The following is a 15,849-nucleotide window of genomic DNA, read 5'->3' as shown; positions in this document are numbered from 1 at the left end:
AGTTATGCCACCTTCTCAATTTGCGCTCTAAACCGCATAAACAAACCAAACGCATCAATCAACCTAAACGACAAAGCTTCCTGCTCTCGGAAAGTACGGTAATAATCATTACTTTTATCCTTGAATACTTCTTGTACCTGTTGCTGTAAGTCAGCACCCCAATAAGTTGAAATTTCTTGAAAGCACTCTTGTAACTCTTGCTCTAAGTACAATGCTGCGCCACCACTCAAAATCACCTCGTTCACCGCAGGTAAAGTTGATTCCAGCCAATCGTAAAGCCTAGACCAATACTCAGCTTTAGCAGTAGCAATGGCATTAACAATCATCTGCAATTCATAATCAAGATTTTTAGGTTCTCTGCTTTTGACCAGAGTGCGAATTGCTTGGTTATCAGTCGTGATATCTGAACCGGCTGCATAGATGGCAGAGGTCAAAGCAGTGGCATCCTGTCCAGATGTGCGCTCAATTACTCGCTTTACCATTTGGTGAAAGCCCAGTCCATTGGTGTAACCCGCCGTCATCTTACCCCGTTCAAATAATAGAAGGCTGGTATTGCGATGCCCGAACATTAGCACTGCGATGGTTTGAGCGTTAAACCATTCTTTACCATTCTGGCGTTGGCGAATCATTGCTAATCCCGCACCTTCGGGTAAGCACTCGAATCGCTCCAATTTCACTCGCAACCTTTGACCCCGAAACCTAAAATCTTTGAGTGCAGCCTGCAACTGTTGCTCAAATGCTTGGCGATTTTGATATTCACCATAGGGTAGTAGTGAGGTAAGTGATAGTGAAAACCTGTTAGGCAATTTGTTGTGTTGAGCGATCGCACCAATAACCGCCAAGGCTTTGTGAATTGAGGTTTCGTACTTGAGCTTATCGAGTCTGGCAGATGCTGAAAACTGCCGTGCGAGGAATCCAACTACTGTACATTGTGTATCACTATCTGTCGGACTTGACACCCAGGCTTCATCTGCTGGTTTAGGAGATTCAAGACCCTTGCGACTCGACATATAAGCGTCAATCGAACTTTGAGGCAATTTCAGCATTTCTGGTTCCATTGTCATCAAACATGGTTTGCCTTCAGTTGCTAGTTCGTAAACAATCTTGGTCAAGGAAGCACCAGGGTCAAAACTGACTATCAGATTTGACATTGACTGTGGTTGTGATTATCCATAAAAGCTGCTTTTAACTTAAATGCAAATATTGGCTGTGAACATCACTCTACTGACCATTTGTTGGAGCCAAATTTTAGCCAATTGGTTATTTTTTTTCGCTGCTATTAATTAAGTCGTTACTTTTATGCTAAAAAATTCAATTTAGAAAAGTGCGTCATTACAGATCCATGCCAGATCCACGAACGAGCCATTGCAGATCCCTTACAGTGACAATGTTGATCCAATAGAGATCCATTTGTCTGAGATACGTATTCTATGTATAATTTTTATTTGCAACAATACTTGGCTATTGACAAAAATTATGCGATGAAAGATCCAATACAAATCCATTAGAGATCCATCACATATTCATCTAACAGTTGATTCGAGTAGCCCAAAAAAACCTTTGGTGAGTAGCAAGCTATGTTGCTGTCCGGACATTTTTTCTGGGGAGAAAAAACGCACCCCCCAGGTGCGGCAACAAACTTGCCCTCCTTTCACGGTTCCCCTACCTAAGTAGGTCAACCACCGTGACAGAGGGGAAGATGATACGAAAATTCTCTCTGGGAGTTCAGCCTAGAAAATTTCTGCAAGGTTTGGGCGGATTAGCTTTTTAATTGCGCGATGGGCTATGCTCCGCCGTAGGCGATCGCTATCTTGACTTCCTTAGTACTCAACCAAAGCTATTGCAGCGCATTTCATTATCTCGCATCGCATCTTGGTATCGAACCAGAATCGTAAGTAACCGCTTGGTCAATGACAAATGATAGTGCAGTCGTCAAACTTAAAACAGCTAATGACTAATGCATCAATAATGCGACAGAAACGCTCACACAGGATAGACATTAGACTGACTTTGGCAGAATACGAGAAAGCACAGCTAATGGCAGATGAAAATAATCTCACTATGAGTGAGTTGTTTCGTGCCAAGACTCTGAAAAATAGATTGCCCAGGCGTGTCACCAAAGTAGCAGGCCAAACTTACTGGGAGTTGGGGAAAATAGGTAACAACCTCAATCAAATAGCTAAAGCAATCAATACTTCAGTACTCATGGGAGAACCTGTGGTCGTAGATAGAGCATTGTTGTCACAGGTAAAAGATTTGGTAAAACAAGTGCGGCGAGAGATTGCTGAAATTGATTTAATCACTGATTTACAAGATGAAGCATGATTGGCAAGCACATCAAAGGTAAAAGTTTTCGAGGACTGCTAAACTACCTCTTTGGCAAAGATGGGGCAAGACAAATCGGTGGGAATATGGAAGGAACAAACCCACGCGAACTAGCAGCTGAATTTGGTATATCTCGAAGATTAAACCCGAAGGTGAGCAGGACTGTTTATCACGCTTCTCTCAGTTTGGCCCATAAGGAGAGTTTAGATGATGATACTTGGGATGAAATCGCCCAGAAGTATCTGCAAGCAATGGGTTTTGATATGAACCAATATGTCGTAGTGCGGCATATTGATCGGACTCATGAACACATACATATTGCTGCCAGTCGCATTCAATTAGATGGCACTACAGTTTCTGATAGCTGGGACGATCGCAGAAGTGAAACGGTAATTCGCAAGTTGGAGCAGGAATACAATTTACAATCGGTGCAACCAAGTTGGGAAAAAGATAAGCACAGTCCAACTACTGGCGAACGTAGGCAACTTACCAGAACTGGAGAGGAAAGCGTTAGGGTCAAACTTCAGCGATCGCTCGACCAAGCAACCCACGACCATCCCACTATGCCAGAGTTAATAGAGCGAGAGCAACAACAAGGTATTAATGTCCGCGTTGTTTATACTCGCACAGGCATTGTCAAAGGTATTAGTTACCAACTTGATGGTGTGGCTTTTAGTGGTACGCATCTTGGTAAAGCATATACCTTTCCTGGTTTACAAAAGCATCGAGGGGTAAACTACAATTCCAAGCGGGATGACAAACGCATCCAGAAACTCATGGAGCAAACTGTTGAAAATCCTACACCAGTAGTACCTCCAAAACAGGATGACAAACGCAGAAAGAAACTCATGGAGCAAGGTGTCGAAAATACCACGCCAGCAGTTACTCAAACAAACTCCTTGCCTATACCAGAACCAACAAACTGGGAACAAATACGCCTAAACTTAAGCCAGCAGTACAATTTACCCAATTCTCTGCTCACAGAATTGTATGAAAAGGGTTGGCTCTATGCAACTCAAACAGGTCAAGCAATATTTGTGGAACGCACGCTCGATGATCTTCCAACTCTTGCCAAGCAGCTAGAACCAACAGGTGACTTCACCGCTATTCCCCTGAACTCTGAAGCGAGGAAAAATGGTAGTTTTTGGATTGCTACAGATGCCACAGTAGAAAGAGCAGTGCTACTAAGTGACCCGATTGAAGTTCTCTCTGTCATTGCCTTAGAATCAACTGTTGACAAAGAAAAGCGCAAACCTACACTATGTTGGAGTGTAGATGATAGCGAGCAATTACCTTTAGAACTTTTGCGAGCGATCGATGCAGTAGTCATCGCTTTTAAAGATCATGATCAAGTTGAGGACTTGATAGCTGAGATACTGGCTGAACTACCTCAAGCCAAACAAGTTTCTCCCGGTGAAGCTGGTTGGAATGGGATGCTAACTAACAATCACTTGCAACCCAACCAAAGCCGAATCCCAGAGCTTCAAAATTGGGAACTTTGATATCAGTTATCATTTTTTCCTGAGTGAGCCAAGCTAATTAAAGGTTTCAGGCAAAAATTTATATGTGAAGAAGCTGGTTCTAGCGCAGCTAACGCCACTTAGAGAGGGATAAATTCTCTAGGCGTAACCGCCATGACCTTAAATCCCAGACAAACAACCATTAAATTTCTTAGACAAATAGGCTTTACCACCGGAACCAAAATTTGGCTCAGGATTTCTTGGGACTTGCCCACAGAAATGATACCTAAAAACTGGAATAACTACTGTCGCAATGGTCAATTTGTCTACTCCCACTACATTCTCTGCGGTAAAATCACCCAGCAAGGATTTCAACTCTACTGCTGTACTTACGGAGGTCGAGACAAACAAGGCAACACCTGCTGGCGACTGACACCTAAACGCTATGCTGATGGTTGGGCATTGGCATTTAAAATGTCATATCTTGGTGCTACAGTCAGCTTTTACCCCAACCAACCAGACAAGGGCATCAGCAATCACCACGTTAGTCAATGCCAATGTTTGTTCTACGAAATTGATGATTTGGCATTGAGTGAGCAGCGACAAGCTGTACACTGGCTAAAGGATGAAATCAACTTGGAACCTGCCGCCGTAGTTTACACAGGTGGGAAATCCCTGCACGTTTACTTTAAATGCAGTCATTTCTTGAATCCTGCTGAATGGCTGTATCTCAATCGGCAACTGACGATTATCCAAAACGCAGATCCAGCCATTTGCAACTTAGCTCGTTCCATGAGACTGCCAGGTATGGTTCGCAGACGGGTGGTGGATGGAATATTGAGTGCAACCATCCCCATTACCCTACAGTATTGGTCAAACTGTCAGTATAATGTGGAAGAGCTAGAAACCGCATTTGATTCTACAGCCTTATTTCCCTACGAACTTTCTGAGCAACGCTGGCGCAAGTGGGTGCAACTTCTCACAAGAGCGAAAAATGGAGAAGTTCTCGACCCACAAGCAGCGTTACTGCAACCTTCTGTGACTGTCCCTCGCTCAACCTTGCATTGCCGACGAGGAACAGTAACACAGGCTACAACCAGAGATAATCGCTCATCTCTTAAACAACTACGCGCTAGCGGAGTGTCTGTTCCTTTGTCTATCTGTTTAACTTTGAGCGATCGCACTTTACTAACTTATGGCGAATCTCAGGGAAACAGAAACAATTCTGGCTATAAATTAGCTCGTAACCTACTGGGTACATCTAATTTACTCACTAGAAACCTAATCGCTTATCATCCCGAACCACGCCAACTATTTGACCGATATTGCGATCGCTGTACACCTCCACTTGAACCAACTGAGGCGGATACAATTTGGCACAGTGCGAATAAAACAACAGCCTTTGCCAGTCGGGATTTTGGCTCTATCGCTATGAGCATTCGTAAGTGGAAGTCACAACGCAAATCAAAAAAGCAATGCGTAAGAAAACCAAAAAGATTAGTTAACGCGAGGTTGACAAAATCGATGTAATACCCTTCCAATTCTTTACCCATAATCTACCGTGTACACATATCTTTGTACAGGATTAAAACGGTGTGGGACAACTCTAAAATACTTGTGTGTACACGGTAGCCCTATTCTGGGGAGACTATATGACTATTAAAGGTACTATCTCTAGTTTTATTTTCCCATTTTTGGTAAATAAGACTGACGATAATTGTTCTTAGCCATCAGCCTAGCCTCACGCTTTGTCCACTGTTTTTGTAAAGGAACATCAGCCAATCTTTGCAATAATATGAATACACTATCATCTCCAGTCAACCGAGCGATGATTTGAGCGATCGCCTTACAACAACTCCAAGGATGACGCACCACCTGAACTTCTGCAAATCTCACTACACCCCAATTGCGCTCCAAGAAAAAACGGTTACGGATTTTATCGTCATCAACATCAATGCAGTGGTGAGGTTTACCTGTATCTCCAGCATAAGGTTCATCAATCTCAATATCGAGAGCTAATCCAGAAAACCGATGGTAAAGGATAAAATCAGCCGAGTAACGTCGAGACGAACCAGGAATTTCAAATTCCACCGCTTGACAGATAAGATTCTCTAGAAAAGCACACAGTAAATGGCGAAAAAATTGCTTTTCACTGACACCTTGTTTGGCCGTACCATTTCCATTTGGTAATTGAACGCATCCTTGAAACGAAGCTTTCAAATGCTCCTGACTTGTAGAATCTTTAGTGTATAAACGTCTCACTAGTGGTGGATAAAGAATAATTGGATAGTACCCAGTAAACATAACCACACGTTTGTTAAACTTTTAGCAATCAAGAAGAACAACATCAAGACAATAACTAGAATTTATCTAATCTAATATCCTTCCAAATATCAGAAACTTGCCATCCCGTCTTACCAACAGAAAGGACTATAGGATTATCACGCGCTGGAATATAGTTAGCTTCCTTATTACTTACACCTATTTGTGGCTGTTCTTCAAGCATTGGTTCTTGCATATTAATAATGTCAATTTGAAAATTCTGTTCTTGTGTTTCCTCGATGATTTTTGTTTCTTGGAGTAGCTTTTCCGATTTTTTGATGAGCTTCATATCTATTTGTAGTTTTAACGCTTGACATTAACAAAAGAACGAAAAAATGAAATTAAGTTAATTTCTAAAAATCTGGGAGAATACCAACACAGATAGGTGCGCTATCGCGCCAAAATTGATGGCGTTACACAACCAAAACAATGCAACAATTAACAGCTATTTTAACAAAACTTAAACCTAAATTTGTTGCTCCTCCGATTTTAAATTTTCAGCCTACACAAGAAAATGCTTCCAATTTATCTTTCAATACTAATTTAGATTCAGGCACTATAGCTATATTAGAACAGATTGAAGCTGAATATGAATATTACCAAGTTTGTGAGGAGTGGTAGTCATGAATTTAGCACTCGCTCAACAATCCTTAGCAGGACTTTCCCAAACTGCTGCTCATCTCTGGGAACAGCTAACTAATTGCCAGACTCCTGAAGAAGAAGCTGCTATCATCACCGCTATTTGGGAAACTCAGGAAGTTCAGGAAGAAGTTGTTGATACCCAAGCAGAATTAGCATTGCAACTGGATGCTGAAATAGCGGCTATTAAGCAACGACTAGAACATCTAAAAGCTGTACATCAATCAGCACTATTAAGACTAGAACGCTGGCGACAAAAATTAGATGAAACTATTTTAGAACAAACCGCCGCAGGAATTCTACCTGAGCAAATGATTGGTAATTCACTTCGCATCACAATTCAAGAAAATCCGCCAAGTTGTGAGGTGCTGATAGATGCAGAACAATTGTCTCCAAAATACCGCAGACAAAAGACTGTTTATTCAGCAGACAAGAAAGCTATTATTGCTGCTTGGAAGAAAGGTATTCCTGTAGATGGCACTCACATCATACGTAAGCGCCGAGTTATCTATGCTTTGACAGCAACAGCAATTCATGACTTCAAAGACTCGCTTTTAACTTAGCAATAGCTTTAACTAATTTATCAGCCAACAGCAGAAATTTTACTGTTTTGTTGGTTGCTACTTCTACGCCAACCAAAAAGTTTTTAGAAGTCAAGACAAGCGGACATTTCAGGTAAATACAGAGAGGGAGCAAAACAACCTATTAGTTAGCATTTAAGGCGATACCCCTAGCTCAGAAGCAAGCGATGTTTGGCGACAAGCCTTATAAGCATCTACGCTCTTAAACTAATGGTGAATACTCCTGATTCACGATGGCTGAAACTCCTGTTTTTACGTTATCAAAAGTTTGTGGAGAACTTGTTTTAACTGTTTCTCTAACTGCTCATTTTTAGCCAACCAAACACCTGAGCTACAGTTAACTCCAAGTTGATCCCGGCTAATACTGGCAAACGCTCATCACCCTGCAAAAGTTCTGGTTGTTGATTTGGACGGAAAACCAAAATAGAACGATCTTCTGGGTCTATCAACCAACCTAATTGGCAACCATGATCTAAGCAATAGAGAATATTGCCTGTAACTCGATTTGAACTTTGTTCGGGAGAAAGAATTTCAATTGTCCAGTCTGGAGAAAGTAGAAAATCGTTGGGTGCCTCCCATCAGCAGCAAAGGGAATACGTGACCAGTTGAAAACCGCTACATCAGGTACTATTGAACGGATACCAAAACTACAGCGCAGTTCTGGAAAGGCATAAGCAACATGAAGGCTTTCGGCAACATCGTTGATACTATTGCATAGCCTTAACTGTAATCGGCTATGCTTCCCTTTTGGCATTGGTTTTTGAATAATCTCACCATTAATGTAAATGCTTGCAGGCTTTGTTTCTGGTAGCTTGAGAAACTCCTCCAGAGTCAGGGATTGGGTAATTACCGTAGACATGGCTCAGTCGAGAAAAGCAAAGGGGATATCTTTTAGTCTAGCAGTACCTACTCTCAAAAACAGTTTCTACTTCTGGCTACCGCCACAACTGCTTGCACACCAGTTAACAAGGCTAAAAAAGCTATGACTACAAAATGGCTAACACCAGAACAGGCCATTGTCAAAGCCAACCTCACTGTTACATCTGAAATCTTAAAATCTTACATTTCAGAACAACAGGGAAAAACCACTGCTGAAGAACAATTCCAAGCTTTAGGATTGCTATTTGACAGGGAACGTTTGCGTGCAGGTAAAGCTAACTTTTTACAACTTTTAGAACCAGTAAGTGATGATAATAGCTACGCCGAAGATGAAATCGACTCTCATCAGTTAGATGACGATGACATAGAAACATCTGCTACCAACAAGGTAAATCAACTAGAACCATTTATTTTCGAGCAATGCAAAGTTCAAATCGTTATCACCCTACTACCTACACAACAAACAGGAGATAGACCTGTAATGATTGCTGCCAGCAGTCACGGTGATTTCCCTGTAGTTACTATGCTCAATCAAGAAGAACTCGGTGATTTTCCACCTGCAATTGTTCAACTACTGGACGAACTGAAAGCCGATTTTCCTAATCGCCAAATTCGCCGGAATATAGCCCAGACTAAAGCTGTCAAAACCAATAAACCGCCCACTGCCCAGGCTCCAACTCGCACTCAAACTGCTAGCTCAGATACTACTAAACCAGCCAGTAATACTACGCAAATTTCACTGTTTTAAATGCCATGACTACCACAAATACCAACAAATTACTTGTTATTTACGAAGGTCAACAACACTGGATTCCAGAAGCGATCGCCATTAATGACCAATTATTACGGGATGCCTTCACTCCTCTTTGCGCTGAACTGGCAAACGCAGACATTGAGCGGAAACCAGGAGAACCCATTCATATCATCAAGAAGCCCGGTAAAAAAGGTACTTCTTCTCTAGATTGCCTGTATGTGGCTCCTGAAGAAATTAACCCCGCAGTCCAAATGTGCTACCAAATGCGTCAACGTCAGATCATAACCGGAATTGACTGGCAAAATGCAGCACAGCTATCAGTCCAGATTGAAGAGGCGATCGCAGCTGGGACAGAATTTTCTCAGTCACTCAACCAAACCCTAAAATCCCTAACAGCCTGCACTCCCACATCTAGCGTTATCCCTGAAGGTTTTTGAGTGCTAATAAAAGGGGTTGGAAATTGACTTGAGGGGTAAATTATTGTCCAAATTACAGCAGTTTGCATTTCGACTAAAGTAGACCCCACACCCTACCTCTGTCTCTTTGTTTTTCAATTCCGACCCCCATGAATAACGAGCTGCACTAAAATATGTCTCACCTCGTACCCCTCAGTATGGCAGAGGCAATTTATAGTCTTTGTCAGTGCCAATTTACCTTAGATGCTACAGAATCACTCGATTATCTGGAAACCCAACTCAACATTTATTCCTTACTAGCACTGTATCAGCAATACTTCCCTACCGAATGGAAAGCCAGCCAAGCTCCTATTTACCCACCGACAGATGTAGATTGCCATAGTCCCAGAGAACTGGAATTCATTGTACTGATTTACACTCATCTGTTTCCGTTATCTCACTGGACTGTAGAAACAGCTTACGAACAAAGATTGCACAGCATTCCTATTACCCCAATGGGTATTGACTGGACAATGGATGGAGAAATTGAACATCTCAAAGATGGTTGGCAACTACTTTTACCTTTTAGCTATGACAGTCGCCGTTGGCTTGATGACATACACCCAGAAGGTAGCGATTGGTTTGATAGTGAATTTGCTATTTACGAAATTACGTACAGTGACATCGACCACCCAGACAAAATTGACTACAAAAAACTGAAACGGCAGTGTCATCGCTTAGATAATCCTTTAAAGTTTCTGCCTTTAACTTTAAAGCTGCTAGATCATGAAACTAAAAACCTTTGGTTAGATGAGTACGCAGACGATTATTACTACCAACCTGACTGCACCTCTTTACCTTGGTCAAAAGCATCTATTGATTTACTGACCAGAAAATGGCAGCAAGCAAACCGAATGCTGAACTGTGCAGCCAACTTAATTGATTGGCTAGAAGCAGACTTAAAACCTCATGCTCAAATCCTACTAAAACTATGGAAACAAGCATTGAAACCACGTTAATCGACGTTACATCGACACCAATTCTATCCAGCGAAATTCTACGAGCAATTTTGGCAGACCCTCCCCGAAAATCTCCAGTAATTCAAGCAGAATTGCTGTTTTTGGATGGCATTTACATCTTCCACCACCGAGACAAAGAAATTGCCGATGCTCATATTTACAAATGTATCTCACCCGCAGCCCTGAGAATTGCTTTTAGCAATGAACCAATTGATACTGGTTGGATGGAACCAGGAATTGTGCGTTGGGGTACGGGCAGTACAGACACATATTTGGTAAAATTTATCCCACCAGCCACTCATACAATCAATTGCGATGAACTTGGATCTTTAACCGTTCCGCTACCTGCAATAGTGTTTGTGGGCAAGGGATTAAAATATTGGGTTTGGGCAATTCAAGAACAGGAGTTTACTTCTCAAGCACCAGCCTTTCATGTGCCACTACCCAATGTCTACAGTTCTGGACAGGTTTGCTGGGGAGTGAACGAACCACCTGCTGCTAATGGTCTATCAATTAACCATGCTTGGAATTTGTTTATCTCCAGTATTTTCACTAACCACTTAACAATAAGTAAATCACAAAAATACCGCAAGGATGTTCGCCACCAACTTCTAAAACTGCACAAAAGATGCAGACGTTCAACCTATCCTGTATCTGATCTTGTGCCTATCGGCAATCAAAAAAGTGTCGCTATGCTTGTGCAGGAAATCCTCGATGAACCCATTGCTTGAAGGTATTATTGGTTACAAACTTGTCACAACTTCATCTCTGCCAACACACACCAGTAGTGGACTAGAGTACCTTTATGCCGCAAATGGCATCTTTGCTAGAGCCATTCGTCCTGGCATAGAGGTATTAATGCCTATTTGCTTGTGTTCCCAAACTATCAAAGGGCTACCTCATCTAACACCTTATCTCAAAGTCACTCCCTTAATTCCCAAACCGCTACTACTGGAAATGTGGCGGTCGAGTTATCAAGCTGGCAATCAATTTCATGAAATTCTCTTTCACCTCCACTGTACTGATGCAGACTGGGATTTACAAGTCCCAGAACAAATTCAAACTCCAACTAGCTGCCAGCCAACTCATTCTGGCAGTGACTCTTCCCATCAGAAAGCGGCTGTAGATATCCATTCCCACGGTTCCTTACCTGCCTTTTTCTCTACCACCGATAATGCTGATGAATCTGGCTTTCGCATCTATGGAGTACTAGGTAGAGTTAATACACTCAAACCAGAGATTAAAATACGGGTTGGACTGTTTCGCCACTGTTGGGATGTACCTGCTAGAGCAGTGTTTGACATCGACCCAGACTTTTTTATGGTTGATGTCTCACTTTCATCTGGCTGCAAATTTTACAGTACCGATGTACCGCCTGTAAATGTGATGGAGAAGCTATGGAGGTGAATTTCAATTTAGCAAATGCCTGTCCCCTCGCCAATACCTGTATCAACTTAACCAACCGTACTATGAAGCTAAATCTTGATTTGGCAAATGCTTCTCCTGTCGTGACTGTCAACTACTCGAAGATAGAACTGTGGCTAGTTGGGTGTGGCGGTACTGGTTCTTGGTTGGCTCCTTCTTTGGTTCGGTTAGGCAGAGTTCTTTCTCAGCAAGGTAAACAGGTGAAACTCTACTTTGTTGACCCGGATCATGTTGAGTCAGCTAACGTTTTACGCCAGTGCTTCTGTGATGCAGAAATCGGACTCAACAAAGCCAAAACGCTGGCGCTGCGCTACTCCCTGGCTTGGAAGATGGAAGTTACAGCGATCGCTCAATTTTTCCAACCCAAATGGATTGTCCCCAGTTACAATACCCTGATTGTTATCACTGCCTGTGTGGACAATGCCAAAGCCAGAAAGTCAATTACCCAAGTACTTCAGCACAACACTCATCGCCCTGCGCCTCACATTTGGCATTTAGATTGCGGTAACTCCAAGCGTAGTGGTCAGGTACTATTAGGTTCTCATTTGTCTACTAACCCCAATGACTATGATTTTGAAGCTTTAGGCTGCTTTCGCTTACCTGCACCAACTATACAGCAACCCGATCTACTGGTTTCACAACCAGAAGAGTTGGCAGACAACAACTTGTCCTGTGAACAAATGGCGTTGCTTAATAGCCAGTCTTTGAGCATTAACCAGCGAGTTGCTGCGGAAGCCTTTGATTATTTGTTGCAACTGACGACGGGGAAACTACGACGATTTGCTACTTATTTCGACTTAGAAAGTGGTAGCGGAAAATCTCTGTATACAACGCAAGTCAGTATTATGCAGGCGATTCTCCTGGGTCACTCCTGTGCATAGGCGTAGCCCGTCGTAGACATCGCTCCCCTCTCAAGTTAACAACCAAGCACTGTACAGTAGCAATTGTACAGTGACTTCAATTGAGCAAACCAGCCCGCAACGCTAATACAGCTGCTTGAGTGCGATCGCTTGCACAAAGCTTGTTCAAAACCCCACGCACATATACTTTTACACTTCCCAAGCTCAGATAGAGTTTCTGGGCAATCTCGTTATTGCTATAGCCTTGGACAATTAACTCCAAGACTTGCAGTTCCCGATTTGTCAATGGATCTGCTTGTAGAATGCTTGCTTGCTCTGGGTCAATTGCAGAGATTGTTACCGTTTGAGTAGCATTCGGTTTCACCGCCGCTGCCGCTCTTTGACGAGTATGCTTGAGAACGATACGAGCGATCGCTGGATCAATCCACGACTGACCTTCATGGGTGATATGCAGCGCTTCCAGCAACAACTCGAACTTAATTGTCTTCACACAGTAAGAGTCTGCCCCAGCTGCAAACGCTGCCAGTACCATCTGCTCTTTGGCAAAGGAAGTGAGCATCATTACTTTAGTGTGTGCAGCAGTTTCCGACACTAAAGATTCCCGAAACTGCTGCACCAGCCATATCCCGTCTCTATCCGGCAAACCAATATCAACGATCGCTATGTCTGGTTTTGTACTTTGAAGCAGTTTCAACCCATTGGATGCTGTAGCTTCATCACCCACGACTTGAATACCTTCTTGCTCGTTGAGAGAACTACGCATTCCAATCCGCGTTAAGCTGTGGTCTTCAATAATTGCTACTCGAATATCTACCATCATTTACCTCAGCAGCTTGGTAACTATACTTTTTTAACTGTCGAATATGGTTTCAAGGAAAGGATTACTCCATTGGACGAAAAATTTTAGCTATTCAGCCAAAATGTGGCTATTGAGATGGAAAGTGGCATTTCAATGTTATTAAACCTCATCCAGGTTGAAACCAGTAGTTTTTACAGTATTGGTTGAAAAGTTCATATATCAAAGGCCACATATCTCAACTGGCTGTTGAAAAAGCTCCAGTGTTCAAAATGGACATCGTTTAATCTGAAAATTCTCTGAAAAAATCTTCCTAAAGTATAAAAAAATATAAAAGCACTGAAGTTAAACTGAAACCAATACAGTTTATTCTGACTTGTGTCCACATCACACTTAGAGGAGGATGTAGCTTATTTCTAAGCGAGAACCTTGGCTCTTACACATAACATAGCCAGATTAACAATTCGTAATTCCGTTATGCATGGAAATTTAGACCTCAATCATAAGGTTGTGACCTGTAGAGATGGGAGACTATAACCAGTTTCTTAATTACCAATTACGTAGCTTGCTTCTCGTTGGAGGCGAGTATTACGAATTAGTAATTATATTGACCAATGCCTTGAATTTCAAAAAATTCTGATGAATGTTCATCGCCGTGTAGTGGTCAGCATGGCGCTTGAAATTACACTTTTCCCAACGAAATTTAGCTTGACTACTCTATTTCTCTACTCGGAAGGGATTAGGTTTATTAAAGGCGTTTTATGAAGAACACTTTATCTTGGAATATAACTTCAGAACAAAGAAACCAAAGAATTCTGCTGGTGGATGACTCAGCTGACAGCCTCCGCTTGCTGCAAGTCACTTTAAAGCTGAAGGGATACAACGTGATCATAGCCGACAGTGGTGCTGAAGCATTGCTAAAAATTGCTGAATCTCCTCCCGATTTGGTACTGCTAGATGTGGTGATGCCGGATATGGATGGCTACGAAGTTACCCGCCAAATTAAGCACAATTCAAACTTACCTTTTATCCCAATTTTGCTGGTGACAGGTTTTGAAAAATCAAGTGTTGTTAAAGGTTTAGATGCAGGTGCAGATGAATTTATTCGCAAGCCTGTAGATAAGAAGGAATTACTGGCCAGGGTGCGGGCTTTGTTGAGACTGAAACACAGTATGGATGAACAACTATTCCTTAGTCAGCGGCGGGAAGATTTTGTGACCCGCCTCACTCACGATCTGCGAACTCCGTTGATAGCTGCTGACCAATTCCTAAAGTTGCTGCAAAGAGGTGTTTTTGGCAATACCTTATCAGCAATGCGTGAATCTTTAGAACAAATGGCTCAGAGTAACCAAACTTTGTTGTCAATGGTCGATACCTTATTAGAAGTTTACCAGTATGAAGCTGGAGGCAAAACTTTGGATTTCTTTGTGGTTGACCTGTGGGAATTATGTCAGCAAGTAGTGCAAGAACTAATGCCTTTGGCTGATGTTAAACATTTAACTCTCAAAGCTGTCTTAACAAAGGGTACTGAAGCTTCTTTAGTTAGGGTTAGAGGCGATCGCCTGGAACTACGCCGACTCCTCACTAACTTAGTTGGTAACGCCATTCGCTTCAGTGATGCTGGGTCAGTAGAAGTTCGCCTCAATTCCACTGTTCAAGGGGTAACGATTGAAGTAGAGGATACAGGTATTGGCATGAATCCAGAAGAACAATTACTCTTATTTGATCGCTTTCGACAGGGGAAGCATCAACGTCGGGGGAACGGTTTAGGATTATATTTATCCCGTCAAATTGTTGAAGCCCATCAGGGAAATATTTCTGTTTCATCGACTGTAGGGAAAGGCAGTATCTTCACAGTTTATTTACCTGTGCAAACAGCTTATTCAGAAATGTTATCAGCATAAAAAGTTTGGAAAATTGAGCTTAAGGATTTGCACTGAAATAACTTACCTACTTTATCAAAAAAAAGATAGCTAAGGCTTTCAGTGATTCAAAAAGGTAACTTATTAATGCGTGCTTCTTAAGGGAAATTTTACCAAGATTCATCTGGTTCAGGTGGACGCCAACCACGAGTAGTTGAACTTTCATCACCTAGTCTATCAATTGCGCCAGGATCGCTATTGAGGAATTCATCTAAATCTTCATATCCACTTGGATAATAAGAACCTGATGTAGGTTTGATAGGATTTTCCTTAATTATTATGCTTTCACCAGATTTCAGATGAGCATATTCGGGGTAATGCTCATCTTGGGATATATCATCAGAAGGAGTAATCAACTCATCTCCTGGTGAATCTGGGTCATCGTCATAAAGCATTACTAATAAACCATCTTCTAGCCGTTGAATTCTTTTATTCATAAAATTTAGTGGTAGCTTCAAAATTGTGTAGCTTA

17 protein-coding genes and 1 pseudogene are annotated in these 15,849 nt (G+C 42.0%); 12 read left to right on the top strand and 6 right to left on the bottom strand.

All coding sequences use genetic code 11. The annotated features are described in order from the left end of the window. Positions 1–2: 2 nt before the first annotated feature. A complete protein-coding gene (locus GTQ43_RS35590; RefSeq protein WP_265277412.1) occupies positions 3–1,151 on the bottom strand; it encodes a ParM/StbA family protein in 1,149 nt (382 codons plus the stop codon). A gap of 799 nt (positions 1,152–1,950) precedes the next feature. Here GTQ43_RS35590 and GTQ43_RS35585 point away from each other — a divergent pair. The 3 genes from GTQ43_RS35585 (at position 1,951) to GTQ43_RS35575 (ending at position 5,315) form a co-directional block, all read left to right on the top strand. Beyond that, positions 1,951–2,325, top strand: a complete 375-nt coding sequence (locus GTQ43_RS35585) for a MobC family plasmid mobilization relaxosome protein (protein ID WP_265277411.1) — start codon at positions 1,951–1,953, stop codon at positions 2,323–2,325. Continuing rightward, positions 2,322–3,827, top strand: a complete 1,506-nt coding sequence (locus tag GTQ43_RS35580) for a relaxase/mobilization nuclease domain-containing protein (RefSeq protein ID WP_265277410.1) — start codon at positions 2,322–2,324, stop codon at positions 3,825–3,827. The genes GTQ43_RS35585 and GTQ43_RS35580 overlap by 4 nt, the downstream gene beginning before the upstream one ends. Positions 3,828–3,959: 132 nt before the next feature. After that, positions 3,960–5,315, top strand: a complete 1,356-nt coding sequence (locus GTQ43_RS35575; RefSeq protein ID WP_265277409.1) for a hypothetical protein — start codon at positions 3,960–3,962, stop codon at positions 5,313–5,315. 150 nt (positions 5,316–5,465) lie between these two features. On the opposite strand, the gene GTQ43_RS35570 is transcribed toward GTQ43_RS35575, so the two are convergent. Then, positions 5,466–6,089 (bottom strand): hypothetical protein, encoded by a 624-nt coding sequence (locus GTQ43_RS35570; RefSeq protein ID WP_094353307.1) that lies wholly within the window; start codon positions 6,087–6,089, stop codon positions 5,466–5,468. 55 nt (positions 6,090–6,144) lie between these two features. Beyond that, on the bottom strand, positions 6,145–6,396 hold the full coding sequence (locus GTQ43_RS35565; protein WP_265277408.1) for a hypothetical protein: 252 nt from the start codon (positions 6,394–6,396) through the stop codon (positions 6,145–6,147). A 140-nt stretch (positions 6,397–6,536) separates the two neighbouring features. Here GTQ43_RS35565 and GTQ43_RS35560 point away from each other — a divergent pair, with 140 nt between their 5' ends. Further along, positions 6,537–6,728 (top strand): hypothetical protein, encoded by a 192-nt coding sequence (locus GTQ43_RS35560; protein WP_094353305.1) that lies wholly within the window; start codon positions 6,537–6,539, stop codon positions 6,726–6,728. A gap of 2 nt (positions 6,729–6,730) precedes the next feature. Then, positions 6,731–7,309 carry a siphovirus Gp157 family protein gene (locus tag GTQ43_RS35555; RefSeq protein ID WP_265277407.1) on the top strand — a complete coding sequence of 193 codons (579 nt, stop codon included), beginning with the start codon at positions 6,731–6,733 and terminating at the stop codon, positions 7,307–7,309. Positions 7,310–7,623: 314 nt separating this feature from the next. Here the strand turns inward: GTQ43_RS35555 and GTQ43_RS35550 are convergent. Continuing rightward, positions 7,624–8,186 (bottom strand): annotated as a pseudogene (locus GTQ43_RS35550) (Uma2 family endonuclease). A 123-nt stretch (positions 8,187–8,309) separates the two neighbouring features. Here GTQ43_RS35550 and GTQ43_RS35545 point away from each other — a divergent pair. From GTQ43_RS35545 to GTQ43_RS35520, 6 genes are all read left to right on the top strand, one after another. After that, positions 8,310–8,954: a hypothetical protein gene (locus tag GTQ43_RS35545; RefSeq protein WP_265277406.1), complete on the top strand. Its 645-nt coding sequence runs from the start codon at positions 8,310–8,312 to the stop codon at positions 8,952–8,954. A gap of 5 nt (positions 8,955–8,959) precedes the next feature. Beyond that, positions 8,960–9,397, top strand: coding sequence for a hypothetical protein (locus tag GTQ43_RS35540; RefSeq protein WP_265277405.1), 438 nt, complete (start codon positions 8,960–8,962; stop codon positions 9,395–9,397). Between the two features lie 152 nt (positions 9,398–9,549). Continuing rightward, the gene (locus GTQ43_RS35535) at positions 9,550–10,374 is read left to right on the top strand and encodes a hypothetical protein (RefSeq protein ID WP_265277404.1); all 825 of its coding nucleotides are present in this window, start codon (positions 9,550–9,552) and stop codon (positions 10,372–10,374) included. Continuing rightward, a complete protein-coding gene (locus tag GTQ43_RS35530) occupies positions 10,347–11,105 on the top strand; it encodes a prokaryotic E2 ligase family D protein (RefSeq protein ID WP_265277403.1) in 759 nt (252 codons plus the stop codon). Before GTQ43_RS35535 ends, GTQ43_RS35530 begins: the two co-directional genes overlap by 28 nt. After that, the gene (locus GTQ43_RS35525; protein WP_265277402.1) at positions 11,089–11,781 is read left to right on the top strand and encodes a hypothetical protein; all 693 of its coding nucleotides are present in this window, start codon (positions 11,089–11,091) and stop codon (positions 11,779–11,781) included. Before GTQ43_RS35530 ends, GTQ43_RS35525 begins: the two co-directional genes overlap by 17 nt. Continuing rightward, on the top strand, positions 11,778–12,680 hold the full coding sequence (locus tag GTQ43_RS35520) for a ThiF family adenylyltransferase (RefSeq protein WP_265277401.1): 903 nt from the start codon (positions 11,778–11,780) through the stop codon (positions 12,678–12,680). Before GTQ43_RS35525 ends, GTQ43_RS35520 begins: the two co-directional genes overlap by 4 nt. A gap of 76 nt (positions 12,681–12,756) precedes the next feature. On the opposite strand, the gene GTQ43_RS35515 is transcribed toward GTQ43_RS35520, so the two are convergent. Further along, entirely contained in the window at positions 12,757–13,476 is a 720-nt protein-coding gene (locus GTQ43_RS35515) for a response regulator (RefSeq protein ID WP_265277432.1), read from the bottom strand. Between the two features lie 740 nt (positions 13,477–14,216). Between GTQ43_RS35515 and GTQ43_RS35510 the strand changes: the two genes are divergently transcribed. Then, complete coding sequence (locus GTQ43_RS35510; protein ID WP_265277400.1) at positions 14,217–15,359, top strand: hybrid sensor histidine kinase/response regulator; 1,143 nt, start codon at positions 14,217–14,219, stop codon at positions 15,357–15,359. Between the two features lie 128 nt (positions 15,360–15,487). Here the strand turns inward: GTQ43_RS35510 and GTQ43_RS35505 are convergent, their stop codons facing one another. Beyond that, positions 15,488–15,814 (bottom strand): hypothetical protein, encoded by a 327-nt coding sequence (locus GTQ43_RS35505; RefSeq protein ID WP_099068943.1) that lies wholly within the window; start codon positions 15,812–15,814, stop codon positions 15,488–15,490. Between the last annotated feature and the right edge of the window lie 35 nt (positions 15,815–15,849).

The sequence above is a fragment of the Nostoc sp. KVJ3 genome (assembly GCF_026127265.1).
Classification (GTDB): Bacteria; Cyanobacteriota; Cyanobacteriia; order Cyanobacteriales; family Nostocaceae; genus Nostoc.
This window is presented reverse-complemented; position numbering and strand designations above follow the sequence as displayed.

Excerpts from the sequence above, each read along its gene's own strand:
- GTQ43_RS35590 (WP_265277412.1), bottom strand. The coding sequence starts at position 1,151 with ATGTCAAATCTGATAGTCAGTTTTGACCCTGGTGCTTCCTTGACCAAG.
- GTQ43_RS35585 (WP_265277411.1), top strand. The coding sequence starts at position 1,951 with ATGACTAATGCATCAATAATGCGACAGAAACGCTCACACAGGATAGAC.
- GTQ43_RS35580 (WP_265277410.1), top strand. The coding sequence starts at position 2,322 with ATGATTGGCAAGCACATCAAAGGTAAAAGTTTTCGAGGACTGCTAAAC.
- GTQ43_RS35575 (WP_265277409.1), top strand. The coding sequence starts at position 3,960 with ATGACCTTAAATCCCAGACAAACAACCATTAAATTTCTTAGACAAATA.
- GTQ43_RS35570 (WP_094353307.1), bottom strand. The coding sequence starts at position 6,089 with ATGTTTACTGGGTACTATCCAATTATTCTTTATCCACCACTAGTGAGA.
- GTQ43_RS35565 (WP_265277408.1), bottom strand. The coding sequence starts at position 6,396 with ATGAAGCTCATCAAAAAATCGGAAAAGCTACTCCAAGAAACAAAAATC.
- GTQ43_RS35560 (WP_094353305.1), top strand. The coding sequence starts at position 6,537 with ATGCAACAATTAACAGCTATTTTAACAAAACTTAAACCTAAATTTGTT.
- GTQ43_RS35555 (WP_265277407.1), top strand. The coding sequence starts at position 6,731 with ATGAATTTAGCACTCGCTCAACAATCCTTAGCAGGACTTTCCCAAACT.
- GTQ43_RS35545 (WP_265277406.1), top strand. The coding sequence starts at position 8,310 with ATGACTACAAAATGGCTAACACCAGAACAGGCCATTGTCAAAGCCAAC.
- GTQ43_RS35540 (WP_265277405.1), top strand. The coding sequence starts at position 8,960 with ATGACTACCACAAATACCAACAAATTACTTGTTATTTACGAAGGTCAA.
- GTQ43_RS35535 (WP_265277404.1), top strand. The coding sequence starts at position 9,550 with ATGTCTCACCTCGTACCCCTCAGTATGGCAGAGGCAATTTATAGTCTT.
- GTQ43_RS35530 (WP_265277403.1), top strand. The coding sequence starts at position 10,347 with ATGGAAACAAGCATTGAAACCACGTTAATCGACGTTACATCGACACCA.
- GTQ43_RS35525 (WP_265277402.1), top strand. The coding sequence starts at position 11,089 with ATGAACCCATTGCTTGAAGGTATTATTGGTTACAAACTTGTCACAACT.
- GTQ43_RS35515 (WP_265277432.1), bottom strand. The coding sequence starts at position 13,476 with ATGGTAGATATTCGAGTAGCAATTATTGAAGACCACAGCTTAACGCGG.
- GTQ43_RS35510 (WP_265277400.1), top strand. The coding sequence starts at position 14,217 with ATGAAGAACACTTTATCTTGGAATATAACTTCAGAACAAAGAAACCAA.
- GTQ43_RS35505 (WP_099068943.1), bottom strand. The coding sequence starts at position 15,814 with ATGAATAAAAGAATTCAACGGCTAGAAGATGGTTTATTAGTAATGCTT.